Consider the following 15,036-nt stretch of genomic DNA (forward strand, 5'->3'; position numbering starts at 1 on the left):
TGCCGGACTCAGCGCTGTTTTGCCGCGCCAGGACCCCGGCGCCGGGACGTGCCCGCGGAGCCATGGTCAGCATGGACCGGAACCTTTCCGGGCTGCACCTGCCGGGCGCCCCAGGTGCCCTTGTCGTGCCCGCTGGATTGTCCTTTCAGGTCGGCCTCGCGAACTGCGGCCCAGCCGGCAGAGACAAGGTAGACCTGGCTGACCAGGTTGAACCAGATCAGCAGGCCGATGATGATCGCAAACGGTGCCAGGAGGGGATTACGGCCGGCGCCGGCCAACAGTTCGGTACTGAAGACCTGCAGGATAGTGGTGCCGAATGCTGCCAGGATGGTGCCTTCCAGCAGTGCGCGGCGGGACAACTTGAGGCCGGCCGCCAGCCGGAACATCACGAGTGCGGTAACCCAGCTCAGCACCAGCGGGACCGCGATCTTGATGGAGGTGGTCAGCGGAGCCGCCACGGCCTCATCGAGCCGCAGGAAGTCCGCAACCCAGCCGGCCGCCGTGCCAAAAACCAGGGAAGCTCCGGCGCTGATGACCAGGGCGATGCCCAGGAGCAGGAGGGTGCCGGCGTCGCGCAGCTTCAGCAGAACTGGATTGACCACGAGTGGAGGCAGCTCCATCACTGCGCGCAACCCGTCGCGCAGGCCGGCAATCCAGCCAAGCGATGTGATGACCGTCACTACCGCTCCAACGAGGGCTGTCCAGCCAAGGCCGTCAGGGTTGAGCAGTTCCTTGGGGTCCACGAGTCCTTCGCCGCCGTCGACCTTCAGGAGTCCAGGGGCGCTTTGGGCCACGCTGGCGACGATGGTGTCGAGCAGCGCCGGCTGCCCCCGCAGCACCAAACCGGCGATCGAGAAGCCCGTGGTCAACAGGCCAGTGATGGAGAAAAACATGTTGAAGCCGATGCCTGCGCTCATCAGCGGACCATGCTGGAGCGTGTAGTGCCGGAAGGCACGCATCGGGCGGAAGGCGTTGAGCCGTGCCAGTAACCATTGGAACGTCGCCATCAGGGTGGCGAAGAAGCTTCCGCCGGCGCGTCGTGCCTTCCCCAGGTCCATCCGTTTCTGGATGACGGCAAGCTTCAGCCGGGCCTGTTCAGTGGGGAGGGGCTGTTGTTCAGCCTGCTTCGGGTGCTGTGTCCGGGGCGGCGTCCGGGAATCGGGTGCCGGCGTCGTTGTCAGTTTCGGTCCCAAAGTCCAGCTCTTCCCGTAGCTGCCAGATGCCGTCCGCATCGTGCTCGTAGAGTCCCATGCTAACCACGGGGAAGGTGGCTCTGTAGTTCTTCAGTACCGTTTCGGCCTCATCGAGGCTCTCCGGGGCAACATCGTGGGCGATGGTGACGTGCGGGTGGTAGGCGAAGGGAAGATCCCGCTGGAGGGGGCCCTGCTGGAGCTTCTCGTGCAGGTCCACGCAGGCCTCGAAACCTTCCTCCACGTTGATGAACACCACCGGCGAAACCGGACGGAACGTTCCGGTGCCGGCGATGGTGACCATAAAGGGGCTTTGGCGGCGGGCCACGTCCCGGACGTGCTCCCGGGTAGCCTCCCAGTCCCGGGTAGGCGTGGTGGTCACCAGCGTGATGTGGGCCGGGACCACTCCTGCGAGGGGATCCCCGAAGGAAGCCCGCCAGCGCTGCAGTTCCTCAGCCACCTCCGGCGGGAAGCCCAGGATGACTCCTACGCTGATATCTTCCGTCCGGGACGGCGCGTGCCCGGCGGCGCCGGTGTCCTCCGCCGGGTCGCCTTGGGGGTTGCCTCGCCTGCCCTCTGCCCGGATGGAGTGGGAGCCTTCCCTTGCGGTGACTTTGCTGGACGGCATGGCGCTAGCGGACTCCTGCAAGGGAGAAGGACGGCAGGAAGCCCATACGTTCATAGACCTGGCCCAGGGTAACCGACGCAATGTCACGGGCGCGCTCGGCGCCGTGGGCCAGCAACCGGTCCAGTTCCGCAGGATCCGCCATCAGCTCGTTGGTCCGGTCGCGCAGCGGCGTAATGAATTCCACCAGCACCTCTGCCAGGTCAACCTTCAGATGGCCGTACATCTTCCCCTGGTACTCCGCTTCGAGTTCGGCGACGGACTTGCCGGTAAGGGAGGAGTAAATGGTCAGCAGGTTCGAGATCCCCGGCTTTTCCTCCTGGTCGAACCGGATATCGGTACCGGCATCCGTCACGGCGGACTTGATTCGCTTGGCCGCGACCTTGGGGTCCTCAAGCAGTTGGATGGCCCCGTTGGGCGACTCCCCTGTTTTGGACATCTTGGCGCTGGGGTTCTGGAGGTCGTAGATCTTGGCGCGTTCCTTCACGATGGTGGCTTCCGGCACCGTGAACGTTGCCCCGAATTTCGTGTTGAACCGCTGCGCCAGGTTCCGGGTCAGCTCCAGGTGCTGGCGCTGGTCCTCGCCCACCGGCACGAGGTCGGTCTGGTAGAGCAGGATGTCCGCGGCCATCAGGGTGGGGTAGGCAAACAGGCCCAGGGTGGCGGCGTCAGCGCCGGACTTCTGGGTCTTGTCCTTGAACTGCGTCATCCGGGACGCTTCGCCAAAGCCGGTGATGCAGTTCAAAGCCCAGGCCAGCTGCGCGTGTTCGGGCACATGGGACTGGACGAAGAAGATGCTTTTGTCCGGGTCGATGCCGGCCGCGATGTATTGGGCGGCCACGATCCGAGTCCGCTTGGCCAGTTCTGCGGGATCGAAGTCCACAGTGATGGCGTGCAGGTCCGGAATAAAGAACACGGCATCATACTCGGCTTGCATGTCCACCCAGTTGCGGACGGCGCCGATGTAGTTGCCCAAGTGCAGGGAATCGGCGGTGGGCTTGGCTCCGGAGAGGATGCGCTTCTTGATGGCAGGGGAAGTCTGGCTGGTCATGGGGAGGAAACCTTCTGGCTTAGAGCTGGTAGTCCACTACAAGCGGGGCATGGTCGGAGAAGCGGGTGTCCCACGAGGCTGCCCGGTCAACAACGGCGGAGATGGCACCGGCCGCCAGTTCCGGTGTGGCCAGGTGGTAGTCGATGCGCCAGCCGGTGTCGTTATCGAATGCTTTCCCGCGCTGGGACCACCAGGTGTAGGGCCCGTCGACGTCCCCGGCAAGGTTGCGGTGGACGTCCTGCCAGCCGATGTCCTCCCCGAAGAAGCGGTCAAAGTACGCCCGTTCTTCCGGCAGGTGGCCCGCTTTTTTCACGTTGGCCTTCGAGTTCCGGATGTCCCTGGGCGTGTGGGCCACGTTGAGGTCCCCTACCACGAGGGCATGGTCGCTGTGCTTGGTGAGCTCCGGCAGGCGGGTGCTCATCGCGTCCAGGAACCGGAATTTGTCGTCCTGCTTGGGGGTCCCCACTTCGCCCGAGTGGACGTAGGCGCTGGCCACCGTGAGCTGGACAGGGCGTCCGGCTGCATTGGCGAAACGGAAGTCCGCCTCCACCCAGCGGCCCGCCGTCGCGAAGTAGTCGTCGCCAATGCCGTTGCGGGTTTCCAGCGGCTCCTCGCGTGAGGCGATGGCGACGCCGGCCCGGCCTTTGGCTTCTGCCTCGGCGTGCAGGATGTGCCAGCATTCGCCCAGCAACTGGCCGACGATGGCGTCAGGCGCCCGGACTTCCTGAAGGCAGAGGATGTCCACTTCGCGCGGCTCCAGCCACGCCGCCATACCGTTCTTGTAGGCAGCCCGAAGGCCATTGACGTTGACGGATGCGATGCGAAGGTGGTCCTTCTTCAATGCCGAGCTCACCCGCTCCACTCTAGTCGATGATGGTTCCGGTGACCGGCTCCCCGCTGCCGGAGGACTTGATCATGTCCCGGGCGTTCGTAGCGGTGATCTCGATGGTTTCCAGGGCCCGGCTGATGGTGTCCTGGTTGGCGGCAGCGCCCTTGGCACGCTCCTCCTCCACTACACGGATCTGCACCTGGACGATCTTGAAGGAGTGGTCCAGCTTGAGGTCTCGGACCTCGTCCGCCTGGCTGCGCTCGGCAACAACCCGGGTACCGCCCTGGTCCGCGCCGGCATAGGGGCCGCGACCTGCCGCCGTCGTGAAGGCATTTTGGGCTTCGGTCAGCTTCGCGCCGGCTTTTTTGGCGGCCTTCTGGATGCTGAAGACCACGAAGGAGGCAAGGGCCAGCCAGAAGAAGGCGATGACGGCAACCACCCAGCCCACGACGTCGTTCTGGTTGGCTGCGAAGATCACTGCCACTACGAACGCGGTGACGAGGACCATCAGTCCCGGCCCGCTGATGCGGAACATGGAGAATCCGCCCCTGGCGGGTTTGGAGGATGACCTGGAGCTGCCCAAAGATTGCATGCACCCATTCTCTCAAACGCCCGGGCATGCTCCCGCCGCGTTCCACCCCCGGCGAACGGGCTACTTCAGGAAGAGGTGCCGCAGGCGCACGGTGGTGAGCAGCATCCCGGCGGCGGTCATTACCAGGTAGTAGCCGATATGGATGGGCGTGGCCGCCGTGAAGGTACCTACACTGATCTGCCGGAGCAGTTCCACCCCGTGCCACAGCGGCATGGCCTGGATGAGCCACTGGATGGCCTGCGGGTAGACACTCAGAGGGTAGAACGTGGCACTGAACAGGAACATGGGCAGCATGATGAAGTTGATCCAGTCCATCTGCTGGAAGGTCTTCAGGAAACTCGTGATCCCCATTCCGATGCCGGCAAACCCGAACGCGATCAACACCGACGCCGGAATCATCAGCAGGGCCCATGGCGTGGTGATCAGGCCCATCACGCCCATCACTGCCGTGAAGCCCAGGGCATAGAGCAGTCCGCGCAGCAGGGCCAGGAAGATCTCGCCCAGCGCAACATCCAGCGGTCCCAGCGACGTGTACAGCATCCCCTGGTAGAGCTTGGCGAAGTTCATCTTGAAGAACACATTCCAGGTGGAGTCGTAGACCGCGCCGTTCATGGCCGAGACAGCAAGCAGGGCCGGGGCGATGTACGCGGCATAGCTGATCTCCCCGCCGCCCGGCCCCTGCACCGATCCCACAATCGCGCCGAGCCCCACTCCCATGGAGACCAGAAACAGGACCGGCTCGAAGAAACCGGAGAGCATCACCAGCCAGTTGGTGCTCCTCGTGGCCAGGAGCCCACGCGAAATCACGGCCTTGGCGTTGCGCGAGTACAACGGCCCGAACGTCCTGTTGCGGGCCGCCTCCGCGGCGCCCTTGACGGACGCTCCGGCGCTCATCGCCCCATCCTCAACGCGAACTGCCGCCTCGTCAGGAACCAGCCCGCCACCGCAAGGCCCACCAGCACCAGGACGTGAAGGACGGTCAGCAGCGGCGGTTCCTGGTAGCCGTACGTAAAGACGCGTCCCAGCTCGGTCCCGTGCCAGATCGGCGAGATCCACCCGATCCACCGCACCGCCAGCGGCAGGGTGTCCAGCGGAAAGAAGGTCCCGGAGAACAGGAAGAGCGGCATCACAATGAAGCGCATCACCAGGGCGAACTGGCCCTTGTCCTCGGTTATCGACGCCGAATAGGCCATCAGCGGCAAACCAAAGGAGAGCGCGGCCAGCGTGGCGACCAGGATGGCCACCCATCCCCATCCGCCCGGTGCCGCGCCGAACAGGGCAACCGCAGCAAAATAGATGGCAGACTGCAACAGGAACCGCAGGGTGACCGCCATGATGTGGCCCGCCGCGATCTGCTGTGGCGTCAGCGGCGAGGCGTGCGGGCCGTAGTAGGTCCGCCGCCACTTGAAGCCGCCCATCACCGGGAACGTGAATTCGTTGGCTGCCGTCATCACGGCCGCGGAGACCAGCAGGGCGGGCGCCACAAACGTTACATACCCCACTCCCCCGAAGGCTCCGGCACCCTGCGCGTCCACGAGGGTGGCCAGGCCAACGCCCATCGCGAACAGGTAAGCCACGGGGTGGCCCACGCTGTACATCAGCAGGGACCAGCTGTAGCCCTTCATCACCCGGAGGACATGCTCCATGTAGTAGAAGGCACCCCAGCGGCGCGCCTTCGCCGCGGCCACTCCAGGGCTGTGCGCCGATGGAAGGGCATGGTGGGCCGCGCCCGTCAACGTCTCGTCAGTCAACGAGGCTCCTGCCTGTCAGCCGCAGGAAGACGTCCTCGAGCGAGGACCTGCGGACCAGCGATGTCAGCGGCCTCAGGCCGCGGGACGCTACCTGCTCAAGGGCGGACTCGCCGTCGTGCGCGTAAATGAGCACCCGGTCCGGCAGCACCTCAAGCCGATCCCCGATGCCGTCCAGCTCGGCGGCGATGGTGGTGTTCCGCTCGGAGCCGAAACGCAGCTCCACCACCTCACGGGTGGAGTGGCCGCGGATGAGCTGCGCCGGCGACCCCTCGGCCATGATGCGGCCCTTGTCCACCACGATCAGCCGGTCGCAGAGCTGCTCCGCCTCATCCATGTAGTGGGTGGTGAGGATCAGCGTGACGCCTTGCTCCTTGAGCCGGAACAGCCGGTCCCAGAGAATGTGCCGGGCCTGCGGGTCCAGGCCGGTGGTGGGTTCATCCAGCAGCAGGATCTGCGGCTCGTTGATCAGCGAGCGGGCGATTGTCAGGCGCCGCTTCATGCCGCCGGACAGGGCGTCCACCTTGGATTTGGCTTTGTCGGTCAGCTGCGCGAACTCGAGCAGTTCATCGGCCTTCGGTTTCAGGTAGCTCATGGGCAGGCCGAAATACCGTCCGTAGACCAGGAGGTTGTCACGGACCCGCAGTTCCTCGTCCAGGTTGTCCTGCTGCGGCAACACACCCAGGTGTGCGCGGACTTCCGGCCCGTGCACGTCCGGGTCAAGGCCCATGATCTCAAGGCTGCCGGAGGTGCGGCTGGTGACGCCGCCGATCATTTTCATGGTGGTGGACTTGCCGGCTCCATTGGGTCCGAGCAGGCCGAAGGACTCGCCCGCCGGGACGCTGAAGGAGATGGCGTCCACGGCGGCCACGTCGCCGTACTTTTTGGTGAGGTTTTCGGCGGTGATGACCGTGCGGGGCGTCTTCCGCCCGCCCGCCCGGGCTGTGGAGGGCAGGATGGCTTCGTTGTGCACCCTCCGCAGACTAGTTCAGCCCTCTGCTAAACGGTAGTGCCGTCCGCTTTAACACAAGCGTGTTAAGTCTCGACGGCGGCAGGCTCCTCCGCTGGGGAAGGCGCCTGCCGCCGTCGTACTCGCCTGATAGCGCCTCTAGGCAATGCCTGCCTTGCGCTCGGCGGCTTCGACCACGTTGGTCATCAGCAGCGCCACGGTCATCGGACCGACGCCGCCAGGGTTCGGCGAGATCCAGCCGGCTACCTCGGCGGCGGCAGGATCGATGTCGCCGTGGACCTTGCTCTTGCCCGTCTCGGGGTCGGTCTCCCGGGTGACACCAACGTCCAGCACGGCAGCACCGGGCTTCACGTCTGATGCCTTGACGATGTGCTTGGCACCGGCCGCGCCCACGATCACGTCCGCCTGGCGCAGCAGCTCGGACATGTTGGTGGTGCCGGTGTGGGTCAGCGTCACCGTGGCGTTGATTTCGCGCCGGGTCAGCAGCAGCCCGATGGACCGGCCGATCGTCACACCACGGCCCACCACCACCACGTGCTTGCCCTTGAGGTCGTAGCCGTTGCGCAGGAGCAACTCGATGACACCGCGGGGTGTGCACGGCAGCGGCGAGGTGATCTTGCCGTTGACGTTGAGTACCAGCCGGCCGAGGTTGGTGGGGTGCAGGCCGTCTGCGTCCTTGTCGGGGTCGATCCGTTCAAGGATGGCGTCGGTGTCCAGGTGTTTGGGGAGCGGCAGCTGCACGATGTACCCGTGGCAGGTGGGGTCCGCATTGAGTTCGTCAATGAGGGCCTCAACCTGCTCCTGGGTGGCGTCGCCGGGAAGCTCGCGCTGGATGGAATTCATCCCGATCTCCACCGACTGCTTGTGCTTCATGGACACATACAGCTGGGAGGCCGGGTCCGCGCCCACCAGCACCGTGGCGATGCCGGGGGTGACGCCGCGTGCTTTGAGGGCTGCGACGCGTTCGCTGAGCTCGGACTTGATGGCGGCAGCTGCTGCCCTGCCGTCGAGGATCCGGGCAGTTTTGGTGTCAGTCATGGATCACCACTGCTCGTGCGTCGGGTACAGCGGGAAGTCGGCGGCGAGCTTGTCCACGCGGGCCTGCAGGGCCTCCACGTCGGCGCTGGTGCCGGCCTTCAGCGCGGTGGCGATGATCTCGGCCACCTCGGTGAACTGGGCGGCACCGAAGCCGCGGGTGGCAAGGGCCGGGGTGCCGATGCGCAGGCCGGAGGTGACCATCGGCGGGCGGGGGTCGAACGGCACGGCGTTGCGGTTGACGGTGATGCCCACGGAGTGCAGGAGGTCTTCCGCCTGCTGCCCGTCCAGCTGCGAGTTGCGCAGGTCAACAAGGACCAGGTGCACATCGGTGCCGCCGGTCAGGACGGAGACGCCGGCTTCGGCGACGTCGGCCTGGTTGAGGCGGTCGGCGATGATCTTGGCGCCTTCCAGGACGCGCTCCTGGCGCTCCTTGAATTCCTCGGTGCCGGCGATCTTGAAGGCCACTGCCTTGGCTGCGATGACGTGCATGAGCGGGCCGCCCTGCTGGCCGGGGAAGACGTTGGAGTTCAGCTTCTTGGCCCACTCCTGCTTGGCCAGGATCACACCGGAGCGCGGACCCGCGAGGGTCTTGTGCACGGTGGAGGTGACGACGTCGGAGTGCGGCACCGGGCTCGGGTGCAGGCCGGCGGCAACCAGGCCGGCGAAGTGTGCCATGTCGGTCCAGAGCAGTGCGCCCACCTCATCGGCGATGGAGCGGAAGGCGGCGAAGTCCAGGTGGCGCGGGTAGGCGGACCAACCGGCGATGATGACCTGCGGCTTTTCGGCGATGGCCTGCTCGCGGAGCTTGTCCATGTCGATGCGGAAGTTGTCTTCCTCCACCTGGTAGGCAGCCACGTTGTAGAGCTTGCCGGAGAAGTTCAGCTTCATGCCGTGCGTCAGGTGGCCGCCGTGGGCCAGGGACAGGCCCAGGATCTTGTCGCCCGGGGTAATCATGGCGGACAGTGCAGCGGCGTTGGCCTGGGCACCGGAGTGCGGCTGGACGTTGGCGTACTCGGCGCCGAAGAGTGCCTTGACCCTGTCGATGGCCAGCTGCTCGGCAACGTCAACATATTCGCAACCGCCGTAGTAGCGGCGGCCCGGGTAACCCTCAGCGTACTTGTTGGTGAGGACTGAGCCCTGGGCCTCCATCACGGCGCGGGGGGCGAAGTTTTCGGAAGCAATCATTTCCAGGGTGCCGCGCTGGCGGCCGAGCTCCTGGTCCAGGACTGCTGCGATTTCGGGGTCGAGCTCAGCCAGCGGCTGATTGCTGACGGCGGTGGTTGAAGTGGCTGTAGTAGTCACGAAAAACTCCTGGCTAGGGATACGGGCACTGCTTAGGTCAGGCTACCGGCTGGCGCGCTTGCACACTGCCTTGTGACAGGCGTGAAAGCGCGGGTATGGCGCTGCAGTACTGACGCAGGTGCAGCCCCAATTCCGGCAAGACATGACCCTCGGCCCAGGCGTACGATCCGTGGTCTTCGTGATTGCCGCTCCCTGGTGGTTAGCCACCCAACGCCAGTTGCGACCTCCCCAGCGTACCAAATCCGGCCCGTCCTGCGCGGGTAGGCTTGTACGCGTGAGTGAAGAGCAGCTGAACCAAGCGTACGTAGTAACCCTGTCCTGCCCGGACCGCCCGGGAATCGTCCATGCGGTGGCCGGCGCCCTGCTGGTGGCGGGGTGCAATATTACGGATTCGCAGCAGTACGGCAGTCCCGCCACGGGCAACTTCTTTATGCGCGTGGAAGTAACGACGCCGGCCCCCGCCCCAGAGCTTCGGGCCGCCCTGGAGCCCGTGGCCGGCGCCTTCGGTATGCAGTGGAGCCTCAACGCTGTGGGCCAGAAGGTCCGCACCCTGGTGATGGCCAGCACGTCCGCACACTGCCTCAACGACCTGCTGTTCCAGCAGCGCTCCGGCACCCTCCCCATTGAGATCCCCGCCATTGTGTCCAACCACCAGGACCTTGCCGGGCTGGCTGAGTTCTACGGCATCCCGTTCCACCACATCCCGGTCACCCGGGACACCAAGGTCCAGGCCGAGGACAAGCTCCGCGCCCTCATCGCCGAGCACGATATCGAACTGACGGTCCTGGCCCGGTACATGCAGATCCTCTCCGACGAGCTCTGCACCGATCTCACCGGCAAGGCCATCAACATCCACCACTCGTTCCTGCCGTCCTTCAAGGGCGCCAAGCCGTACCACCAGGCCCACGCGCGCGGCGTGAAGCTGATCGGCGCCACTGCCCACTACGTGACGGCGGCGTTGGACGAGGGCCCCATCATCGAGCAGGAAGTCATCCGCGTTGACCATGCCCGCACGCCGGAGCAGTTTGTCCAGATGGGCAGGGACGTGGAAGGCCGCACGCTGGTCCAGGCGGTGCAGTGGCACGCGGAGCACCGGGTGCTGCTCGACGGCAACCGGACAGTCGTCTTTAACTAGGTGCAGCCACCCTCCCCCGGAGACGCAATGGAAGCGGAAGCGGACCACGGCGAGCGGCGACTTGCCGACTTCTACAACGGCCGCGCCGCGTCCGGGGCCGACCACCCGCCGTCGCACCAGCGGGTGGAACAGCGCGAACGTTTCGTTGCCCTCCTGAAGCACGAGGGGCGCCACGCGATCCTGGAGGTAGGGACAGGAACCGGCCAGGACGGGCTGCAATTTGTGCAGGCCGGGATCCATTACACGGGCGTGGACATCGCCGAAGGCCAGGTCCGGTGGGCGCGTAGCCGAGGGCTCGACGTCTCTGTGGCCAGTGCGCGCCGGCTGCCCTTCCCGGACAGCTCGTTCCCGGCAATGTGGTCGATGAGCACGCTGCTGCACGTTCCGGCCCGGGATATCGATGCGGTGCTGGCGGAGCTGGCCCGCGTGGCCGCTCCCGGCGCGCCGATCGCCGTCGGGCTCTGGTCCGGGGACGATGAAGAGGTCCTGAACCCCGAGGACGACGTCGAACCCCGCTTCTTCAGCAGGCGCAGCGATGCCACGGTCCGCGAGGTCTTTGGCCGCCATGGCACCGTCGAGGAGTTTGTGACGTGGCCGGAGGGAAGCGGCGCCGAGTCCGGGCCCGGCGCGGGACTCTGGAACCAGCATTACCAGTTCCTGATCCTGCGCACCCCTGGCCCCAAGTAGGGATGTCCTAGGCTTGGGCCATGGCTCCTCTTTACCCTTTCGCCGGCAACACCCCGGCCGTCCACGACTCCGCTTTTGTTGCCCCCACGGCATCGATCATTGGCAACGCCACCCTCGCCGCAGACGCCAGCGCGTTCTACGGCGTCTCGGTCCGGGCCGATACTGCCGCCATCTCCGTAGGCGCCGGCAGCAACCTGCAGGACAACGTGGTGCTGCACGCGGACCCCGGCTTTCCCTGCACCGTGGGCGAGCGCGTCAGCGTGGGGCACGCCGCCGTCGTGCACGGCTGCACTGTGGAGGACGACTGCCTGATCGGCATGGGCGCGACAGTACTTAACGGCGCGGTGATCGGCGCCGGCTCGCTTGTGGCGGCCGGCGCCGTAGTGCTCGAAGGCACGGTGGTCCCGCCCCGCTCGCTCGTGGCTGGGGTCCCAGGCAAAGTGCGCCGCGAACTCACCGATGAGGAGTACGACGGCGTCCGGGCCAACGCGGCGCGCTACGTCGAGCTGGCCGCAGCGCACCGGCAGATGCACCTCTAATCGAGGCTGATTGGCCCGATCTCGTCCAGCAGTTCGCCGGGTCCGGGGTTGGAAGGAGCCGAGGCGCCGCCGAGGTGGTTCAGGACTCCCCACACGGCGTTCAGGCCCGTGGTGACGGCGCCTTCCGCCCAGCCGGCCGTGAACGAAACGTCGTCCCCGGCCAGGAAGATGCCGCGCTGTGATTCGGGCAGCTTGTCCTGCTTGAAGTGCGTGAACAGCCGCTGCTGGTACCGGTAGTGGCCGGGGAGGTTGGCCTTGAAGGCGCCCATGAAGTTGGGGTCGGCTTCCCAGGAGACGGTGATGGGCTGGCCCACGATGTGGCCGGCGATGTCCACGCCGGGGTAGATCTGCTCGAGTGAGTGCAGCATGAGTTCAACGCGCTCGTCGGCATCAAGCGCCAGCCACTTCAACGCGTCGTCGTTCCAGGTGTAGGAGAGCAGGATGACGGCGGGCTGGTCCGGACCGTTGTCCAGCAGGTACGTGGCCCGGTTGAGGCGGTCCGTAAGGGTCATCGACAGGACCTCGTTGCCGGTGTCCGGGTCGATGTCCTTCCAGAACGGCCGGTCCACCATCACAAACGTTTTGGAGGACTGCATGTAGTGCGAGCGCTCGATAGCGGTCCAGAGCTCAGCCGGGAAAAGGGCTTCCTCCGTGTGGATCCGGGTGGACAGGAGCCAGGACTGGCAGGTGGTCACCACCGCTGGGTAGCTGGCCTCACGGCCCCAGCGTTCGCGGATCCGCAGGTTTCCGTCCGGGTCGCGGCTGATCCTGCCCACAGCACCGCGGGGCGAGCCGGAGTGCAGTGAGGACAGGGAGGTTCCTTCCGGCCAGTGTGCCATGTTCGACGGCGCGTGCTGCCAGAGTGCCTCGGGCAGGCGTTGCGCTCCCCCGCTGATGAGCCGGTGCTGGTCATCGGCGTCCGTGTACACCACGCGCAGGATTTCCAGGATGGAGTTGGGGAAATCAGTGTCCCAGCCGCCGGTGCCGAAGCCCACCTGGCCAAAGGCCTCCCGGTGTGCGAACCCTGCCTTCTTGAAGGAGTCGCTGGCGGCGATGAAGCCGTAGAACGTCTGCTCGTCCATCAGCGGCAGCAGTTCGTTCCACAGTTCTTTAATCCGGCCGGTATCCCTGGCCCGGATGGCCTGCTGCATCTCGGCGAACTTGGCCCCGTCATTGACCGCAGATTTCCAGGCGTCCGCCACTTCGCGGAAAAACGGCGGGAGGTCGCTGGGCTTTTCTGCGTAGTGCTTCTGGCCCGCCAGCTCAATGACCGTGCTGGATGTTGCCGGCGAGAGCGGGTTGGGAAACTCCTCGGTCTCCAGGCCCAGCAGGTCTACGTAGTGGTAAAACGCCTTGCCGGATTCCGGGAACCGCATGCCGCCAAGGTCTGCCACCACCCCGGGCGCCGCAGGGAACGAGGCAGTGCGCAGGCGCCCGCCGATGCGGTCGGCTTCGTACACCACCGGCCGCAGACCCAGCTTCATCAGCTCATAGGCAGTGACCAGCCCTGAAAGTCCTGCTCCAATGACGGCCACCTCAGTACCCAGCAGGTCGGCCGGGACGGACCCCAAACCATCCGGATGCGCCAGGTAGTGGTCATAGCTGAACGGGAAGTCCGGGTTCAGCATGGTGATGGGACCCGCGGCGGTTCCCCCGGCAGCTGCAGCCGCGGCCGGGGCGGCTGAGGTGCTGGACGGGTCGGAGGCCGGCAGTTCGGTGGCGATGGTCATGGAAGTTCTGCCTTCGTCGGTTCGGGGTTTTGCTGGGTTGAAAGGTTCGGTCCGGACAGCTCGCGGTATTCTTCGTTGCTCAGTGCCGCCACCTTGGAGTTGCGGCGCCCGTAGCCAAAGTACGCCGCCACGCCCACCAGCATCCAGAGGGCGAAGACCACCCAGGTGTCAGCGCCGAGGTTGGCCATCAGGTAGGCGCACATCGCGGCGCCCAGGATGGGTGTCAACGGAAAGAACGGCACGCGGAAGGTGCGCTCCAGTTCGGGTCGGGTGCGGCGGAGGTAGATCACGGCGAGGTTCACGAGGGCGAAAGCGAAGAGGGTGCCAATGCTGGTGGCGTCCGCGAGGGCGCCCAGCGGTACCAGTCCGGCGGTGAGGGCGACGGCGGTTCCCACCAGGAGCGTGCCGGCCACGGGGGTGCCGGTGCGCCGCGAAACGCGGCCAAAGACCTGGGGAATGAGCCCGTCGCGGGCCATGGACAGCAGGATGCGGGTCTGCCCGTAGAGGACTGTGAGCACGATGCTGGCGATGGCGAGCACGGCGCCCACCGCGAAGACCAGGGCAATCCACGGCTGGCCGGTGGTTTCCTCAAGGATCTTCACGAGGGCCGCCTCTGTCCCGTCGAACCAGCCCCAGGGCCGGGCCCCGATGGCGGCAACGGCAACCAGGACATAAATGGTGGTGACGATGATCATCGACAGCATGATGGCCCGGGGCAGGTCACGCTTCGGGTTGCGGGCTTCTTCACCTGCCGTGGAGGCTGCGTCGAAGCCGATGTAGGAGAAGAACACCCGGGAGGCGGCAGCCGAGACACCGGCGGCACCCATGGGCAGCAGCGGTTCGAAGTTCCCGGCGTTGAAGGCGGTGAAGGCCACGGCGCAGAAGAACAGCAGGATGCCCACCTTCACCACCACGATCGAGGTGTTGATCCAGGCGCTTTCTTTGGCGCCGCGGACCAGGAGGATGGTGGCGAGCACCACGATGACCATGGCTGGGATGTTGACCAGCCCGCCGTCACCGGGCGGCTGGGACACGGCGTCGGGAAGCACGGCCCCGAATACCGCGAGGGCCTCGTTCACGTACTGCCCCGCGCCCACGGCAACTGCAGCCACGGACACCGCATACTCGAGCACCAGGCACCAGCCGCAGATCCATGCCATTCCTTCGCCCATGGTGGCGTACGTGTAGGAGTAGCTGGAACCGGCAACGGGCACCAGCCCAGCCATCTCGGCGTAGGACACGGCGGACAGGAGGGCGGCCAGGCCGGCGATCGCGAAGGAGATCCAGATGGCCGGTCCGGCCAGGGGGACGGATTCGCCCAGGATCACCAGGATGCCCGTGCCCAGGGTGGCGCCCACGGAGATCATGGTGAGTTGGAGGACCCCGAAGCTGCGGACCAGGCGGGGGCCGTCACCGGCGCTTTCCGCCTCGCTGACCATCTGCCCGATAGGTTTGCGGCGCAGGAGCTGGGCGCCCAGAGCGGGACGGGCGGCCGGCCCGGCCGGGGGCCGGCCGGAGAGTGTAGGCACAGTCATCGTTGACGTCCGTTCTTTTTCGTTGGCTGCTGAACTGGTTTCCCCTCATTCACAGTAGGGCTGTG

At 66.0% G+C, this 15,036-nt stretch carries 15 protein-coding genes and 1 riboswitch; of the genes, 3 read left to right on the forward strand and 12 right to left on the reverse strand.

Features of this window, described 5'->3' with window-relative positions; translation table 11 throughout:
- Nucleotides 1–8: 8 nt before the first annotated feature.
- The 10 genes from BMX78_RS19520 to glyA form a co-directional block, all read right to left on the reverse strand.
- Nucleotides 9–1,058 (reverse strand): YihY/virulence factor BrkB family protein, encoded by a 1,050-nt coding sequence (locus tag BMX78_RS19520; protein ID WP_091423169.1) that lies wholly within the window; start codon nt 1,056–1,058, stop codon nt 9–11.
- 58 nt (nt 1,059–1,116) lie between these two features.
- Nucleotides 1,117–1,818 carry a 2'-5' RNA ligase family protein gene (locus BMX78_RS19525; RefSeq protein ID WP_286139178.1) on the reverse strand — a complete coding sequence of 234 codons (702 nt, stop codon included), beginning with the start codon at nt 1,816–1,818 and terminating at the stop codon, nt 1,117–1,119.
- A gap of 4 nt (nt 1,819–1,822) precedes the next feature.
- A complete protein-coding gene (gene trpS, locus BMX78_RS19530) occupies nt 1,823–2,866 on the reverse strand; it encodes a tryptophan--tRNA ligase (RefSeq protein ID WP_091423175.1) in 1,044 nt (347 codons plus the stop codon).
- A gap of 19 nt (nt 2,867–2,885) precedes the next feature.
- Nucleotides 2,886–3,719: an exodeoxyribonuclease III gene (locus BMX78_RS19535; protein WP_091423259.1), complete on the reverse strand. Its 834-nt coding sequence runs from the start codon at nt 3,717–3,719 to the stop codon at nt 2,886–2,888.
- Between the two features lie 10 nt (nt 3,720–3,729).
- Nucleotides 3,730–4,287: a hypothetical protein gene (locus BMX78_RS19540; RefSeq protein WP_091423182.1), complete on the reverse strand. Its 558-nt coding sequence runs from the start codon at nt 4,285–4,287 to the stop codon at nt 3,730–3,732.
- Nucleotides 4,288–4,347: 60 nt separating this feature from the next.
- Entirely contained in the window at nt 4,348–5,181 is an 834-nt protein-coding gene (locus tag BMX78_RS19545; RefSeq protein ID WP_091423190.1) for an ABC transporter permease, read from the reverse strand.
- A complete protein-coding gene (locus BMX78_RS19550) occupies nt 5,178–6,038 on the reverse strand; it encodes an ABC transporter permease (RefSeq protein WP_091423195.1) in 861 nt (286 codons plus the stop codon). Before BMX78_RS19550 ends, BMX78_RS19545 begins: the two co-directional genes overlap by 4 nt.
- Nucleotides 6,031–7,008: an ABC transporter ATP-binding protein gene (locus BMX78_RS19555; RefSeq protein WP_091423201.1), complete on the reverse strand. Its 978-nt coding sequence runs from the start codon at nt 7,006–7,008 to the stop codon at nt 6,031–6,033. Before BMX78_RS19555 ends, BMX78_RS19550 begins: the two co-directional genes overlap by 8 nt.
- A gap of 135 nt (nt 7,009–7,143) precedes the next feature.
- The gene (locus BMX78_RS19560) at nt 7,144–8,043 is read right to left on the reverse strand and encodes a bifunctional methylenetetrahydrofolate dehydrogenase/methenyltetrahydrofolate cyclohydrolase (RefSeq protein WP_091423207.1); all 900 of its coding nucleotides are present in this window, start codon (nt 8,041–8,043) and stop codon (nt 7,144–7,146) included.
- A 3-nt stretch (nt 8,044–8,046) separates the two neighbouring features.
- Nucleotides 8,047–9,345: a serine hydroxymethyltransferase gene (gene glyA, locus BMX78_RS19565; protein WP_091423210.1), complete on the reverse strand. Its 1,299-nt coding sequence runs from the start codon at nt 9,343–9,345 to the stop codon at nt 8,047–8,049.
- 145 nt (nt 9,346–9,490) lie between these two features.
- Nucleotides 9,491–9,576, reverse strand: a riboswitch (ZMP/ZTP riboswitch).
- A gap of 43 nt (nt 9,577–9,619) precedes the next feature.
- Here glyA and purU point away from each other — a divergent pair.
- From purU to BMX78_RS19580, 3 genes are read left to right on the forward strand one after another with little or no spacing between them, the layout of a single operon-like run.
- Complete coding sequence (gene purU, locus BMX78_RS19570; protein WP_091423213.1) at nt 9,620–10,480, forward strand: formyltetrahydrofolate deformylase; 861 nt, start codon at nt 9,620–9,622, stop codon at nt 10,478–10,480.
- 27 nt (nt 10,481–10,507) lie between these two features.
- A complete protein-coding gene (locus BMX78_RS19575) occupies nt 10,508–11,167 on the forward strand; it encodes a class I SAM-dependent methyltransferase (protein ID WP_091423214.1) in 660 nt (219 codons plus the stop codon).
- Between the two features lie 20 nt (nt 11,168–11,187).
- The gene (locus tag BMX78_RS19580; protein WP_091423217.1) at nt 11,188–11,706 is read left to right on the forward strand and encodes a gamma carbonic anhydrase family protein; all 519 of its coding nucleotides are present in this window, start codon (nt 11,188–11,190) and stop codon (nt 11,704–11,706) included.
- Here the strand turns inward: BMX78_RS19580 and BMX78_RS19585 are convergent.
- Together BMX78_RS19585 and BMX78_RS19590 are read right to left on the reverse strand one after the other, a co-directional pair.
- Nucleotides 11,703–13,436 (reverse strand): flavin monoamine oxidase family protein, encoded by a 1,734-nt coding sequence (locus tag BMX78_RS19585; RefSeq protein WP_170850891.1) that lies wholly within the window; start codon nt 13,434–13,436, stop codon nt 11,703–11,705. The two genes, BMX78_RS19580 and BMX78_RS19585, sit on opposite strands and share 4 nt — an antisense overlap.
- Nucleotides 13,433–14,971, reverse strand: coding sequence for an amino acid permease (locus tag BMX78_RS19590; RefSeq protein ID WP_091423220.1), 1,539 nt, complete (start codon nt 14,969–14,971; stop codon nt 13,433–13,435). Before BMX78_RS19590 ends, BMX78_RS19585 begins: the two co-directional genes overlap by 4 nt.
- Between the last annotated feature and the right edge of the window lie 65 nt (nt 14,972–15,036).

The organism is Arthrobacter sp. OV608 (genome assembly GCA_900110595.1).
GTDB lineage: Bacteria > Actinomycetota > Actinomycetes > Actinomycetales > Micrococcaceae > Arthrobacter.

Bases quoted from the DNA above. Each gene is read 5' to 3' on its own strand.
- BMX78_RS19580 (WP_091423217.1), top strand. From the start codon at position 11,188: ATGGCTCCTCTTTACCCTTTCGCCGGCAACACCCCGGCCGTCCACGAC.
- BMX78_RS19525 (WP_286139178.1), bottom strand. From the start codon at position 1,818: ATGCCGTCCAGCAAAGTCACCGCAAGGGAAGGCTCCCACTCCATCCGG.
- trpS (WP_091423175.1), bottom strand. From the start codon at position 2,866: ATGACCAGCCAGACTTCCCCTGCCATCAAGAAGCGCATCCTCTCCGGA.
- BMX78_RS19545 (WP_091423190.1), bottom strand. From the start codon at position 5,181: ATGAGCGCCGGAGCGTCCGTCAAGGGCGCCGCGGAGGCGGCCCGCAAC.
- BMX78_RS19520 (WP_091423169.1), bottom strand. From the start codon at position 1,058: ATGGACCTGGGGAAGGCACGACGCGCCGGCGGAAGCTTCTTCGCCACC.
- BMX78_RS19585 (WP_170850891.1), bottom strand. From the start codon at position 13,436: ATGACCATCGCCACCGAACTGCCGGCCTCCGACCCGTCCAGCACCTCA.
- BMX78_RS19540 (WP_091423182.1), bottom strand. From the start codon at position 4,287: ATGCAATCTTTGGGCAGCTCCAGGTCATCCTCCAAACCCGCCAGGGGC.
- BMX78_RS19575 (WP_091423214.1), top strand. From the start codon at position 10,508: ATGGAAGCGGAAGCGGACCACGGCGAGCGGCGACTTGCCGACTTCTAC.
- BMX78_RS19590 (WP_091423220.1), bottom strand. From the start codon at position 14,971: ATGACTGTGCCTACACTCTCCGGCCGGCCCCCGGCCGGGCCGGCCGCC.
- BMX78_RS19560 (WP_091423207.1), bottom strand. From the start codon at position 8,043: ATGACTGACACCAAAACTGCCCGGATCCTCGACGGCAGGGCAGCAGCT.